Genomic DNA, 14,371 nt, shown 5'->3' with positions numbered 1-14,371 from the left:
GCGGTCAGGCGTCCTCGGGCACCCGGATCGCGGCGCAGCCCTGATAGGCCATGTAGCCGCGCTGGATAGCGATCTGGTCGGCGATGAACTTGGCGTCGTGCCAGACCCCCCAGATGAAGGACGAGCCGCGCCGCGTCTGCCAGGGCAGGCCGACGAAATAGAGCCCCGGTTCGCGGGACACACCGCGCTGATGCAGGGGACGGCCCTTGTCGTCGAACGTGTCGGCCTTGATCCAGCCGAAATCGAACTGATAGCCGGTGGCCCAGAGGATTGTGCCGATCCCCGCCTCGGCCAGATCGATCTCGCGGATCGGATCGGTCACGCAGGTGGGATCGTCCGGGATGGTCCGCGCTTCGGGTTCAAGCGGCAGATCGAGCCCGTGCTTGGCGATATAGGCGTCCGCCTCGTCCAGCACCGACAGGTAATTCGCGTCCCCGGCCTGAAGGTTGGTTTTCAGATCGTCGGCAAATCGCACCACGCCGTCGCTGTACCCCTCGGTCATCCCCATAAGCGTCATGCCCCGATGCGCCAGCGCGCGGAAATCGATGGTCTTGCCGCCATGCGCGCCGCTGACGGCAATGGTCACATGCTCGGTTCCGGGGCCGGGGCTGTCGGCGTTCCACTTGCCCAGGACCCCCAGCCACCAGACATTGTCGCGCCCCCGGTAGCGGCGGGGCGGGCGGTCATGGGGACCTATGGAGAGGTAGACCTCGCGTCCCGCCTCCATCAGCTCTTCGGCAATCTGCACCCCGGACGAGCCACCGCCCACGACCAGCACCGCCCCTTGGGGAAGCTGTGCGGGGTTGCGATAGGCGTTGGAATGAAGTTGCAGCGGCCCCGCGTCGGCGGGCACCACCGGCGGGATCGCCGGTTTCTGGAAGGGGCCTGTCGCGGCCACCACATGCCGTGCGCGGATCGTGCCTTTGGATGTCTGGACCACGAAGCCACCATCCTTGGGCGTCACCGCCGTCACATCGACGCCGGTGCGGATCGGCGCGTTGAACCGCTTGGCGTAGGCTTCGAAATAGGCGGCCACGCTTTCCTTGTCGGGGAAGGCATCGTCGTCACACCCAAAGGCCATGTTCGGAAAGCGATCATGCCAGGCGGGGCCATTTGCGACAAGCGAATCCCAGCGTTCGGTCCGCCAGCGTTCGGCGATCCGGGCGCGTTCGAGAACCACATGGGGAATGTCGAGGTGGGTCAGGTGTTCGCTCATCGCGACCCCGGCCTGTCCTGCGCCGACAACAACCGTATCGATTTCTTCCATGGGTGCCTCCTTGACGATGGGGCCGAGCATAGGCAGCGGTCCGGCGCGGGGCACACAACGGATTCCGAAAGCCTTGCTTGGGTTCACGCTAATCAAACTTAGGCTTGGGCTAACCACAGATGAGGGAAAGGGTCGTTCCGCCCTTCGACGCCGAAAGGGTAGACCGATCCTCAAGCTCCAAGAGGACACCCGGCATGGCCCATACCCGCATCCGTACCTTCAACACGTCCGACACATATCCCGAACAGAACCTCGACAACGACCTTTGTCAGGCGGTCGTCACCCAAGGTGGGCGGATCGTCTGGCTGCGGGGGCAGTGCCCGCAGAACCTTGATGATGCCAGGAACATCGACAGCCATGACCCGGTCGAACAGACCCACAAGGTGATGCAGAACATCCGTCAGTTGATCGAAGAGGCCGGAGGCGAGATGGCGCATCTGGTCAAGGTGGTGGTCTACATCACCGATGTGCGCCACCGCGAGGCGGTCTATCGCACGATGGGCGAGTACATCAAAGGCGTGCATCCCGTGTCCACGGGCCTTGTCGTCAGCGCACTTGCGCGGCCGGAATGGCTGGTCGAGATCGACGGCACCGCCGTGATCCCGGACGGGTATCAGCGATGACGTTCTCACTGGTAGCCCGATGCGCCGACACGGGGATGTTCGGCGTGGCGATTTCCTCGTCATCCCCGGCAGTTGCGGCGCGGTGTTCCTACGCGCGGGCAGGTGTCGGTGCGGTGGCGAGCCAGAACGTGACCGACCCGACGCTTGGGCCGTTTGCGCTCGACCTCATGCAGGGCGGCATGTCGGCGTCTGAGGCGATTGCGGGCGTGCGTGATCAGGGATGGCACATCGCCTACCGTCAGGTGCTGGCAATTGACCGGCAGGGACGGACGGCGATCCATTCGGGGCCGAAATCGCTGGGGATCTGGACACAGGCCGAAGGGGTGAATGTCGCCTCGGGCGGCAATCTTCTGGCCAATGACGGCGTGCCAGGGGACATCGTTGCGGCCTTTGAGGCGGCGCAGGGTCATCTGGGCGACAGGCTCATTGCCGCCTTGCGTGCGGGGCTGGCGGCTGGCGGCGAGGCCGGGCCGGTGCATTCCGCAGGTATGATGCTGGTCGACAAAGTGAACTGGCCCGTAGCCGACCTGCGCTGCGACTGGACCGAGGATTGCCCGATCGAAGCGGTGGCCACCGCGTGGGAGGTCTACAAACCGCAGCTTGAGGCCTATGTGCAGCGCGCGCTCGATCCGACGCAGGCGCCGTCCTACGGTGTGCCGGGCGACGAATGACGCGCTTTGGCATCAGACAGCCTTGAAGACACTGGGCAACCCGTCCAAGGTTTGAAGGAACCGCTTGGTCAGGGGGCATGGATGCTGCGCTACACGTTGCGGCAATTGGAGTATTTCGTCGCCGTCGGCGAAACCGGAAGCATTGCGCGTGCGTCCGAGCGGATCAACGTGTCCTCGCCGTCCATCTCCTCGGCCATCTCGCAGCTTGAGGCGGAATTCGGCCTGCCCCTGTTTGTGCGGCAGCACGCGCAGGGCCTGTCGCTGACACAGGCCGGGCGGCAGATGCTGGAGCAGGCGAAGATCGTGCTACGCGAAGCGGGCGCGATGATGGACATCGCGGGCGACATTTCCGGCTCCGTCCGGGGGCCGCTCAGCATTGGCTGCCTGTTGACCTTTGCGCAGCTTGTCCTGCCGACCCTGCGCCGGGGGTTCGAAGCCGAATTCCCCGAAGTGCGGCTGCGTCAGCATGAACTGAACCAGGTGGAGTTGTTCAGTGCCTTGCGCCGGTCCGAGATCGACGTGGCGCTGACCTATGACCTTGATGTGCCTGCCGATTTGCAATTCACCGCACTGGTGCGCCTTCCACCCATCGCGCTCATGGGGATCGCACACCCGCTGGCGGAGCGCGATGTCGTGACGGTCGAAGACCTCAGCGCGCATCCCATGGTGTTGCTCGACCTGCCGCTGAGCGCGGATTACTTCCTGTCGCTGTTCGATCAGGCGGGCGGCAAGCCGGTGATCGCCGAACGGACCCGCGACATGGCGGTGATGCGGTCGATGGTGGGCAATGATTTCGGTTATTCCATAGCCAATGTCCGCCCTCTGAGCGACACCTCGCCCGATGGCAACCCTGTGCGGGTGATCCCCATCGGCGGCAAGGTGCGGGCCTTGCGCATGGGCCTGTTGACAGCGCAGGATGCGAACCGGTCGAACGCGGTGCGGGCGTTCATCGAATACGCTGCGTCGCTTGTCCGCTCCGGGCGGTTGGACCGAATTGGCGGAGAGCCGTTGGTCTGACTTAGCGACAGCCTAAGCAACGCTTCCGTGGCCAAGACTTTTGCACTGCAGCACAGATTGTAATCTGTCCGAAACCCGACAGGAGAGGCTTGATGCTCGACGGACGCGATCCCCGGTATGACGTGCTATTCGACCCGCTGACCATCGGTCCGGTCACCGCCAAGAACCGCTTTTACCAGGTGCCGCATTGCAACGGCGGCGGCTATCGCGACCCGTCCGCGGCGGCGGCCATGCGCGGGATCAAGTCCGAAGGTGGCTGGGGGGTGATCTTTACCGAACAATGCGAGATGCACCACACGTCTGAGATCACGCCGTTCATCGAACTGCGCCTGTGGGAGGACAAGGACATTCCCATGCTCGCCAAGATGGCGGGCAAGATGAAGGAGCATGGCGCGCTGGCGGGCATCCAACTGGCCTATTCCGGCATCAACGGGCCGAACATGTACACCAAGGAGGTGCCGCTGGCGGTCTCGGCGGGACCGATCCGCACCTTCACCAATGACCCCGTTCAGGCGCGCGCCCTGTCGAAGGACGAGATCAAGGATCTGCGCCGCTGGTTCGTGAACGCGGCCAAGCGCGCCAGGATCGCGGGCTTCGACCTGATCTGCCTCTACGGCGCGCATGGGTTCGGCATCTTCCAGCACTTCCTCAGCCGCGCCACCAACATGCGTGATGACGAATATGGCGGCAGCCTGGAAAACCGGTCCCGGTTCGCGCGCGAGGTGATTTCCGACATGCGCGACGCGGTGGGGGACAGCATGGGCCTCACCCTGCGGGTCTCGCTGGACGAGAGCATCGGTGATCTGGGCTTTTCCAATGCCGAGGTGCGCGAGTTCATCGACATGAACAAGGACCTGCCGGACCTCTGGGATTTGGCGCATGGCACGTGGGAAGACTGCTCCGGCCCGTCCCGCTTCAAGGAAGAGGGCGCACAAGAGGCGCTGGTGCGTGGCATCCGCGAGCTGTCGTCGAAACCTGTCGTTGGAGTGGGAAGGTTCACCTCGCCCGACGTGATGGCCAGAATGGTGCGCAGTGGCGTGCTCGACGCCATCGGCTGCGCCCGCCCGTCGATCGCCGATCCCTTCCTGCCCAGGAAGATCGAGGAAGGCCGGATCGAGGACATCCGCGAGTGTATCGGCTGCAACATCTGCATCACCGGTGACATGACCATGTCGATCAGCCGCTGCACGCAGAACCCCACCTTCATGGAGGAATGGCGCAAGGGCTGGCACCCGGAACGCATGAATCCCAAGGGCCGCAGCGAAAACGTACTGGTCGTGGGCGCTGGTCCGGCGGGGTTGGAGGCGACGCGGGCCTTGGCCGAACGCGGCTATGACGTGGCACTGGCCGAGGCCGGCCGTGTGCTGGGTGGGCGCGTCGCGCGGGAACGGCTGTTGCCGGGCCTGTCGGCCTGGGGGCGGGTTGCAGATTACCGCACTTATCAGATCAGCCAGAAACCCAATGTGGAGACCTATTTCGACAGTGCTCTGGATGCCGAGGCAATCCTGGAATTCGGCTTCCAGAACATCTGCATCGCCACCGGGGCCACATGGCGCAGGGACGGGGTGAGCCGTCAGCATGTGGTGCCGTTCCCGATGGATGCTGCAATGCCGGTGTTCACGCCCGATGACATCATGGACGGCCAGCGCCCCTCGGGCCATGTGGTGATCTATGACGACGATCACTACTACATGGGCGGCGTGCTGGCGGAACTGCTGCGCAACGCGGGCTGCGCGGTGACGATCGTCACGCCATCGGCTTATCTTTCGGATTGGACGGTGAACACGCTGGAACAGCACACGATCCACCGCCGACTGGCCGAGATGGGCGTCGAGATCGTTCTCAATCGCGGTGTGACCGAGATTGGAGCGGGCCATGTCGTGTCGAACTGCACCTATACCGATCAGACCCGCCAGATCGACTGCGACGCGGTTGTGGTGGTGGCGTCGAAGTTGGAGAACAACCAGCTTTACCATGACCTCAAGGCGCGCGAGGCGGATTGGGCGGATGCGGGGATCAACTCGGTGCGGATCATCGGCGATGCCGAAGCGCCGGGGCCGATTGCCTGGGCGACCTATGCAGGCCATCGCTACGCGCGCGAACTCGATGGTGAGGATATTGGCGATGCGCTGCCCTTCCGTCGCGAGATCACGGAGCTCGCAGTCGATTGAGCCACGATCCCTTTCCCTTCGCGCAAGACGACACGCGCCGCATACTGGATTGGGTCGAAGGCCATGTCGCCGCTGGTCCCGACCCAAGGAACGGGGCCCGACCCGCTGTCGCGTTGGAGGCCGAGATGGGCGGTGCGATCACGCCCGACGGTCTTGGCGCCGAAGCGGCGTTTGCGCTTTTCACTGACGTCATACAACCCGCGACGCGCCCGTTCGGCCATCCGACATCTCTGTCCTTCGTCGCCGCAGCGCCCACGCGCGCTGCGCTGAGTTTCGACGCGGCCTTGGGCGCGGCGGGCATCTTTGCCGGCAACTGGGATGGCGGGGCAGGGGCGATCCATGCCGAAAATCAGGCGCTGCGCTGGCTCTCCGATCTGGCGGGCTGGCCGTCATCTGCAGGCGGTGTCTTTGTGGCAGGCGGAACTTTGGGCAACCTTTCCGCCCTGCACGCCGCCCGGCACTGGCACCGGGGGCGCACTGACACGAACGGGCGCGGTGCGATCCTCTGTTCGTCCGAGGCGCATTCCTCGATTGCCGCCGTTGCGCGCGTGATGGATGCGGATTTGATCGTCGTCCCCTCGGACCCGTCAGGTCGGATGACAGCCACAGCCGCCGCCGCGCATGTGACGCCTGAAACCTTTGCCTTTGTGGCCAATGGCGGGGCCACCAATTGCGGGGCGGTGGATGACATTGCCGGGCTGACCGACCTGGCCGAAGCAAAGGGCGTCTGGGTGCATGTCGATGGGGCCTATGGCGGGGCCGCAATGGCCGATCCGGCGATGCGCCCGGCGTTTGACGGGATCGAGCGGGCGCACTCATTGATCATCGACCCGCACAAATGGGTCTTTGCCCCCTATGACAGTTGCGCCTTGCTCTACCGGGATGCGGCCCATGGGGCTGCCGCACATGGGCAGCGTGCGGTCTATCTTGACACGGTCGACAAGAGCGAATGGAATCCCTCCGATTACGCGCTTCACCTGACGCGCCGGGCACGGGGGCTGCCGCTGTGGTATTCGCTGGTGACGCATGGCACCAAGGCCTATGCGCAGGCGATTGCCCACACCCGCGCGATTGCCGAAGACCTTGCGGATCGGATCGCTGCCGCGCGATGGCTCGACCTGTTGCTCGGACCGAACCTGACGGTGATCCTGTTCCGGCCCAAGGGCAAGACGGAGGACGAGATGATCCGCTGGGCCGAAGAACACCGCCGCTCCGGCGCGTTGCTCTGCCTGCCCACCCGCTGGCGTGGCGAGATGGTGTTCCGCCTCTGCATCGTCAATCCGCAGACAGACGCGGATCATGTCATGTCCGTTCTGGACACGCTGCAATGACCACCCGGACCGAAGACATCCTCGCGCGGCTGATCGCCTTCGACACGGTCAGCGCCAAATCGAACCTTGCGCTGATCGACCATGTCGAGGACCACCTGACCCAGCGTGGCTTCCGCGTCAAGCGCATCGACGATCCGGACGCGCCCAAAGCCGGGCTCTATGCCGAGATTGGTCCCGAGGGCACCGGGGGCGTGCTGCTGTCAGCCCATACCGACGTTGTGCCGGTCGAAGGGCAGGATTGGACCCGCGATCCCTTTGCTCTGACCCAGGCGGATGGCCGTCTTTACGGACGCGGCACCACAGACATGAAGGGCTTTGTCGCTGCCATGCTCCGCGCGGCCGATGCGGCAAGCCATCTTGCGCTGAGCGAGCCGCTGAAACTGGTTCTGTCCTATGACGAGGAAGTGGGCTGTCTGGGCATCGCGCGCATGCTCGACCGCCTGACACCTCTGATCGGCGCACCACGCCTCGCGATTGTCGGAGAGCCGACCGACATGCGCGTCGCCATCGGCCACAAGGGCAAACGGTCCTACCGCGCCACTCTCCGAGGCGAGGCCGGCCATTCGGCCATGGCCCCGAATTTCGTCAACGCGCTGAACGTGGCGGCGGATTTCGTGAAGGCGCTGCAGGACATGCAGACCAACCTCGCCCGGAACGGCGCTCAGGATGCGGCCTTTGACGTGCCCTACAGCACCGTCCATGTGGGTCTTCTGTCCGGTGGGAGGGCGCTCAACATCGTGCCGGACCATGCCGAGATGACATTTGAAATCAGGCACTTGGCTCAGGACGATCCGGATAAGCTGGAGCAACAGATCACAGACGCGGCCACACGCGTCGCCATGGCCTATGGCCCGGGTGCCGGGATCGTAGTGGATCGGCTGTGGTCCTATCCGGGTCTTGATACCCCACAAGACGCGCCGGTGGTGGCAGAGGTCCAACGCCTTGCCGGGAACGGCACCACCAAGGTTGCCTTCGGCACCGAAGCGGGGTTCTTCGACGCGCTGGGCATCCCGACCGTGGTCTGTGGTCCGGGTTCGATGAGCGGGCAGGGGCACAAGGCGGATGAATACCTGTTGCAGTCGGAGTTGCAGGCCTGCGACGCCATGCTCGACCGGCTGCTGCATGCAATGACGAACTGAGGGGCGAAAGATGAGACAGGTCACGGTTGCCGCGACACAGATGGCCTGTGGTGCGGGTGAGCCAGAGAATATCGACCGGGCAGAGGCTTTGGTTCGGCAGGCCGCCGCTCAGGGCGCGCAGATCATCCTGCTGCAGGAATTGTTCGAAAGCCGCTATTTCTGTCAGGACGAAGACCCCGAAGACCTGTTCCGCGCCCGGCCCGCTGCTGACCATCCCACGCTCGAGCGGTTTGCCAGGCTGGCCTCGGACCTGAAGGTCGTGCTGCCGGTGTCGTTTTACGAACTCGCGGGGCAGGCGCGGTTCAATTCGGTTGCCGTGATCGACGCAAACGGCGCGCGATTGGGTGTCTACCGCAAGACGCATATTCCGCATGGCGCGGGCTATCAGGAGAAGTACCATTTCTCGCCGGGCGACACCGGGTTTCGGGTGTGGGAGACCGCCTATGGCCGGATCGGCGTGGGCATCTGCTGGGATCAATGGTTTCCCGAAAGCGCACGTGCCATGGCGTTGCAGGGCGCGGAGCTATTGTTCTACCCCACTGCCATCGGGTCGGAGATCGGTGCCGAAGAGTGGGACAGCGCCCCGCATTGGCAACGTGTCCAGCAGGGCCATGCGGGGGCCAACCTTGTGCCGCTGATCGCCTCGAACCGCATCGGTACGGAACCGGGGCGGCATGGCACCGAAATAACCTTCTACGGATCATCCTTCATTGCCGACGAATTCGGCGCCAAGGTGGCCGAAGCGGATCGGACCACCGAGACCGTGCTGCTCCATACCTTCGATCTGGACGCGACGGCCCGCAACCGAGCATATTGGGGTGTCTTCCGCGACCGTCGGCCCGAACACTACGGCCTTCTGGGCACGCTGGATGGGATGTCTGGATAGGAAGAACCTAACACGCAATGCCCAAAAAACGGGCGATTTGCGAAAAGAAATTAGGCAAAGGCTAACAAGTGCTGAGGGACACAAGTCTTCTGCGCAGGCCACTTCGTTTCTACGCTCGGTCCCAGAGACTTCACCGGTTGGGGACACCGATTTGCCGCAAGACAGGGACATCGCCATTGACGTGCAGGGCGCGGTCAAGCGGTATGGCACCTTCACGGCGTTGAAGACGATTTCCCTGTCGATCCGGGACAACGAGTTTTTCACCCTTCTGGGCCCCTCGGGCTGTGGCAAGACCACACTCCTGCGGATGATCGCCGGGTTCGAGGATGTGACCGAAGGTGCGATCTATCTGTATGGCGACGAGATCGACACCCTACCGCCGCACAAGCGCCCGGTGAACACGGTGTTCCAGAACTACGCTCTTTTTCCGCATATGACCGTTCTCGACAATGTGGGGTTCGGCCTTGAAATGCTGGGCAAGTCCAAGGCCGAGGCCCGCACACGGGCGGGCGAGGTGCTCGAGATGGTGCAGTTGTCGCAATTCGCGGCGCGCAAGCCGTCGCAACTGTCCGGGGGGCAACAGCAACGCGTGGCCTTGGCCCGCGCACTGGCACCCCGGCCCAAGGTGCTGTTGCTGGACGAACCGCTGTCTGCGTTGGACCTCAAGCTGCGCAAGGCGATGCAGGTGGAACTCAAGCACCTGCAGCGCGAAACCGGCATCACCTTCATCTTTGTCACCCATGACCAGGAAGAGGCGCTGACCATGTCCGACCGGATCGCGGTCATGTCGGCGGGCGAATTGCAGCAACTGGGCGAAGCGCGCGAGATCTATGAACGTCCACGCAACGTCTTTGTCGCAGACTTTATTGGCGATACGAACCTGATGGAAGTCACGGTGGACGTAGTTTCGAATGGGCGCGCGCAGTGCCATCTGGGCGGCGGGCACAGGTTGACCTGCGATGCCGTGGACGGGATCGGACCGGGGGCCAAGGTGCATATGTCGCTACGCCCGGAACGCTTGTTCCTGTCGGCAGACCCGGTTGCGGACGAAAGCCTCAAGGGGCGGGTGCGCGAGATGATCTATATCGGCACCGACATCGCCACCATCGTAGATCTGGACGGCGGCCCGCAATTCACCGTGCGCTCGTCCAATTCCTCGCGCGGAAACGCGCGCATCTTCGAGCCGGGCACCGAAGTTGCCGTCAACATGGAGCCGGGGGCCGCACGGCTCCTGATCGACTGATGGCAGGGGGCGGCGCGACAGGTGGCACGGTCCAGAGCGAAACCTATCGCGAGGCGCGCACGCTGCTGTTGCTGCCCGCCTGGGTGACGCTGGGTCTGCTGACGCTCGCACCGTTGATGATCATGCTGGTCTATTCCTTCCTGACCAAGGAATTCCGGGGCGGCGTGATCTGGGAGTTCAGCCTCGACGCCTATGACCAGTTCTTCTTTGACCGGGGCCTTTTCGGGGACGAGCCACCGAAAATCGAATGGACCTATATCGGCATCTTCTGGCGCTCGATCTGGCAGGCGGGCGCGGCCACGTTCCTCAGCCTGCTGATCGGCTTTCCGACCGCGTATTTCATCGCCACGCGCCCCGAAGGGCAACGCGCGTTCTGGGTGTTTCTGGTGACGATCCCCTATTGGGTGAACCTGCTCATCCGCACCGTGTCGATGAAGTTCCTGCTGCGCGACGAAGGGCCGTTGAATGACGGGCTGATCGGGCTGGGCATCATTTCCGAGCCCTTGGGTCTCGTGAACACCAACCTCGCCGTGCAGTTGGGGCTGTTCTACTCCTACCTGCCCTTCATGGTGCTGCCGATCTATGCCGCCGTCGAGCGCTACAACTTCGCCCTGTCCGAGGCGGCGTCCGATCTTTACGCCCCGCGCTGGGCGGTGCTGCGCAGGATCGTGATCCCGTCGGTCAAGCCGGGCATCATCGCGGGATGCATCCTTGTCTTCGTACCCTCGCTCGGGTCGTTCCTCGCACCGGACCTTCTGGGCGGGGCGCGGACCTTCATGATCGGGTCGCTGATCGAGGAACAGTTCAAGGGCAACGCAGGCAACTGGCCTTTCGGCGCAGCCGCGTCGATGATCCTTCTGACGATGGTGCTGATCCTGCTGATGGTCTTTGCCCGTCAAAGCCGGAAGGAGGCGGCGTGATGGCCAAACCCTATGACCTGCGCCGCTATCCGGGCTTTTTCGCCATCACGCTGCTCTGTCTCGTGATCCTCTACGCGCCGCTGGTGGTGGTCGCGGTCTACAGCTTCAACGACTCCCCCTCGATCACGATCTGGGAAGGATTCTCGCTGCGCTGGTATGTGGACGTGTTCACCGGCCCCGAAAGCGGCAAGTTCAAAGAGGCGGCGTGGAACAGTTTCATCATCGCGATCACCGCCGCCACGACGGCCACCATCATCGCAACACTTGCCGCCACCGCCGTCCTGCGCGCCGGTACGTTCCGGTTGCGCACGGTCTCCATCGGCCTGATCTCTTTGCCGCTCATGGTGCCCGAGATCGTCACGGCCGTTGCCACCCTGATCTTCTTCAACGCCATCGCGATCGAACGCGGGCTGATGACCATCCTGCTGGCGCACATCGCCTTCTGCATTCCCTTCGCCTATATGCCGATTTCCGCGCGGATGCAGGGGATCGAAGCCACGTACGAGCAGGCCGCGATGGACCTTTACGCCACCAAGCGGCAGGCGTTTACTCGTATCCTCTTGCCGCTGATGATGCCGGGGATCGTGTCAGGGTTCATCCTTGCCTTCATCATCTCGCTCGATGACTTCATCATCACCAATTTCGTCAAAGGCGCGGGGGTCGAGACCCTTCCCACCGCGATCTTTGGCGCGGTCAAACAGGGCATCAAGCCCAACATCATGGCCATGCAACGCTTCTGCTGGCGGTGTCCATCGTCATGGTCGCGTTGTCCTGGCTGATCGGACGCCGGGATCCGGCAGAGGGACGCTGATGGAAACGATCTACTCCGAAGACCACAAACTGCGCGACGCCCAGACGGAGCTATATGGCGGGCAACTGGTCTACCCGTTCGAACGCCCGTCGCGGCTGGACTATATCCATGAGCGGCTGACCGAGGTGGGTCTTGGGCCGATCACGGCGCCCGACAGCTTTGGCATGAAGCCGATCCTGGCGGTGCACGATGCCGACTACGTCGACTTCCTGCACTCCGCATGGGACCGCTGGCAGGCCGCCGGGTTCAAGGGCGAGGCGATTGCAGGCACATGGCCCGCGCGCCGGATGGTGCAGACGCGCCCCTCGGGCATCGACGGGCAGTTGGGCTATTATGCGCTTGCTGCCGAGACCAGCATCACGCAAGGCACATGGCAGGCCGCGCTTTCAAGTGTCCATGTCGCCCTGACCGGGGCGGAGCGTCTGCGCACCGGCGCGCGCGGCTGTTTCGCACTCTGCCGCCCGCCGGGGCACCATGCGGCAAAGGACCTTTACGGCGGCTATTGCTTCTTCAACAACGCCGCCATCGCGGCCCAGCATCTGCGCGACACAGGCATGGCGCGCGTCGCCATCCTCGACGTGGACTTCCACCATGGCAACGGCACGCAGGACATCTTCTACGATAGGGATGATGTTCTGTTCATCTCGCTGCATGGTACTCCGGAGGAGGCGTTTCCCTACTTTCTCGGCTATGCCAACGAAACCGGTTCGGGCGCGGGCGAAGGCTTTACGCTCAACCTGCCGATGCCGCGCGGAACCGGCTTTAACGTATGGCGCACCGCGCTCGCCACAGCCTTGGAGCGGATCGCGGATTATGCACCGGACGCCCTGATCGTGTCGCTTGGGGTCGATACGTTCGCGACCGATCCGATCAGCTTTTTCAAACTCACCTCACCGGATTTCATCACGATGGGCGCGGACATCGCGGCTGCAGGCCTGCCGACGCTCTTTGTGATGGAGGGCGGCTACGACATCGCGGAAATCGGGATCAACACCGTGAACGTGCTGGAAGGATTCCAAGGCCACTGAGCGTGGCGCAACCAACTCGGCCCACACGGGCATCAACCAACAGGGGACTGACCATGAAGACATTTCTCAAGACCACCGTCGCAGCAAGCGCGCTGGCGCTGACAGCCGGGGCCGCAGCGGCCGAGGGCAAACTGGTGATCTACCACTGGTTCGAGTACATCCCGCAGGAATTGCTGGACAGATTCAGCGAAGACTACGGCGTCGAGGTGGTCATGGACACCTATGACAGCAACGAAGCATTGCTCGCATCGCTCAAGGCCGGGGCCATCGGCACCTATGACGTGGCGGTGCCGGGCGACTACATGGTGCAGATCATGGCGGGCGAGGGTCTGCTTGATACGATTGCCGACGGAGAGCTGTCCAACAAGGGCAATATCGCGCCGGAATGGGCCGATCCGTCCTTCGATCCGGGTCGGCAGCACTCGATCCCGTATCAGTGGGGGTCGACCTCCTTTGCCGTGAACCGTGACGTCTTTACAGGCGACATCGGCACCACGGACATCCTGTTCAATCCTCCGGCCGAGCTGTCGGGCAAGATCAACATGCTCGACAGTCAGGGCGAAGTGCTGGCAATGGCGGCGCTGCACATGGGCATCCCGCAATGTTCCACCGACCGCGATCAGCTCAAGGCGCTGAACGACATGCTGCAAGAGGCCAAGACCCATTGGGCGTCCTTCAACTCGGACACCGCGAAAGAGGTGCTGGTGTCGGGTGATGCCGCGGTCGGCCAGATCTATGATGGCTTTGCCGCCAAGGGCCGCGAAGAGGGCGCCAATATCGAATACGCCTTCCCGTCGCAGGGCTACATCGTCTGGATGGACAACGTCGTCTTGCTCAAGGATGCGCCGAACCGCGACAACGCGATCAAATTCATGGACTTCCTTCTGGAACCCGAGAACATCGCCGCCGTCACCAACTACGCGCGCTATAACGCGGGTGTCACGGGTGTGGGCGACTTCCTTGATCCGACGCTGGCCACCCAGCCCGAAAGCAACCCGCCCGCAAGCGCCGGGGCCGGCGTGTTCATCGAGGTCTGCGATCAAGCCACGCAAGAGGTCTACGACCAGATCTGGACCAACCTGAAGAAGTGAAAAAGCACCCCCGATGTGCCATGACGCGTCGGGGGACCTTTCGACATCGGCACAGGACCATGGAACAGGTGATCGACGGACGACACGACTTGGCGTAAAGCCTGTCTGGAGCACATCTGGAAAGGCCCGACATGCACCCCCAAACCGTTCCCGACGCCCTTTTTCACACTCGT

At 63.4% G+C, this 14,371-nt stretch carries 12 protein-coding genes and 1 pseudogene; 12 read left to right on the top strand and 1 reads right to left on the bottom strand.

Annotated features, from left to right (window positions below):
• Nucleotides 1–4 precede the first annotated feature (4 nt).
• Nucleotides 5–1,267: an NAD(P)/FAD-dependent oxidoreductase gene (locus tag MRY75_RS16695; RefSeq protein ID WP_292309134.1), complete on the bottom strand. Its 1,263-nt coding sequence runs from the start codon at nucleotides 1,265–1,267 to the stop codon at nucleotides 5–7.
• 194 nt (nucleotides 1,268–1,461) lie between these two features.
• Between MRY75_RS16695 and MRY75_RS16690 the strand changes: the two genes are divergently transcribed.
• The 12 genes and pseudogenes from MRY75_RS16690 (at nucleotide 1,462) to MRY75_RS16635 (ending at nucleotide 14,198) form a co-directional block, all read left to right on the top strand.
• Complete coding sequence (locus MRY75_RS16690) at nucleotides 1,462–1,890, top strand: RidA family protein (protein WP_292309133.1); 429 nt, start codon at nucleotides 1,462–1,464, stop codon at nucleotides 1,888–1,890.
• A complete protein-coding gene (locus MRY75_RS16685) occupies nucleotides 1,887–2,561 on the top strand; it encodes a DUF1028 domain-containing protein (protein WP_292309132.1) in 675 nt (224 codons plus the stop codon). The genes MRY75_RS16690 and MRY75_RS16685 overlap by 4 nt, the downstream gene beginning before the upstream one ends.
• A gap of 51 nt (nucleotides 2,562–2,612) precedes the next feature.
• On the top strand, nucleotides 2,613–3,578 hold the full coding sequence (locus MRY75_RS16680; protein ID WP_366934944.1) for a LysR substrate-binding domain-containing protein: 966 nt from the start codon (nucleotides 2,613–2,615) through the stop codon (nucleotides 3,576–3,578).
• A 92-nt stretch (nucleotides 3,579–3,670) separates the two neighbouring features.
• A complete protein-coding gene (locus MRY75_RS16675; protein WP_292309131.1) occupies nucleotides 3,671–5,749 on the top strand; it encodes an FAD-dependent oxidoreductase in 2,079 nt (692 codons plus the stop codon).
• Nucleotides 5,746–7,080 carry an aminotransferase class V-fold PLP-dependent enzyme gene (locus MRY75_RS16670; RefSeq protein WP_292309130.1) on the top strand — a complete coding sequence of 445 codons (1,335 nt, stop codon included), beginning with the start codon at nucleotides 5,746–5,748 and terminating at the stop codon, nucleotides 7,078–7,080. The genes MRY75_RS16675 and MRY75_RS16670 overlap by 4 nt, the downstream gene beginning before the upstream one ends.
• Nucleotides 7,077–8,219, top strand: coding sequence for an acetylornithine deacetylase (gene argE, locus MRY75_RS16665; RefSeq protein ID WP_292309129.1), 1,143 nt, complete (start codon nucleotides 7,077–7,079; stop codon nucleotides 8,217–8,219). Before MRY75_RS16670 ends, argE begins: the two co-directional genes overlap by 4 nt.
• A 10-nt stretch (nucleotides 8,220–8,229) precedes the next feature.
• Nucleotides 8,230–9,105: an N-carbamoylputrescine amidase gene (gene aguB / locus MRY75_RS16660; RefSeq protein ID WP_292309128.1), complete on the top strand. Its 876-nt coding sequence runs from the start codon at nucleotides 8,230–8,232 to the stop codon at nucleotides 9,103–9,105.
• 151 nt (nucleotides 9,106–9,256) lie between these two features.
• Nucleotides 9,257–10,348, top strand: a complete 1,092-nt coding sequence (locus MRY75_RS16655; RefSeq protein ID WP_292309127.1) for an ABC transporter ATP-binding protein — start codon at nucleotides 9,257–9,259, stop codon at nucleotides 10,346–10,348.
• Entirely contained in the window at nucleotides 10,348–11,268 is a 921-nt protein-coding gene (locus MRY75_RS16650; RefSeq protein WP_292309126.1) for an ABC transporter permease, read from the top strand. Before MRY75_RS16655 ends, MRY75_RS16650 begins: the two co-directional genes overlap by 1 nt.
• Nucleotides 11,268–12,079: pseudogene (locus MRY75_RS16645) on the top strand (ABC transporter permease). Before MRY75_RS16650 ends, MRY75_RS16645 begins: the two are co-directional and overlap by 1 nt.
• Nucleotides 12,079–13,107, top strand: a complete 1,029-nt coding sequence (locus MRY75_RS16640) for a histone deacetylase family protein (protein ID WP_292309125.1) — start codon at nucleotides 12,079–12,081, stop codon at nucleotides 13,105–13,107. The pseudogene MRY75_RS16645 and the gene MRY75_RS16640 overlap by 1 nt, the downstream one beginning before the upstream one ends.
• A 53-nt stretch (nucleotides 13,108–13,160) precedes the next feature.
• Nucleotides 13,161–14,198 carry an extracellular solute-binding protein gene (locus tag MRY75_RS16635; protein ID WP_292309124.1) on the top strand — a complete coding sequence of 346 codons (1,038 nt, stop codon included), beginning with the start codon at nucleotides 13,161–13,163 and terminating at the stop codon, nucleotides 14,196–14,198.
• Nucleotides 14,199–14,371: the final 173 nt, after the last annotated feature.

This window comes from Marivita sp. (assembly GCF_022763305.1).
Taxonomy (GTDB): Bacteria; Pseudomonadota; Alphaproteobacteria; order Rhodobacterales; family Rhodobacteraceae; genus Marivita.
Note: the sequence above shows the minus strand (reverse complement) of the source record. Positions and strands in the feature narration are given on the sequence as shown.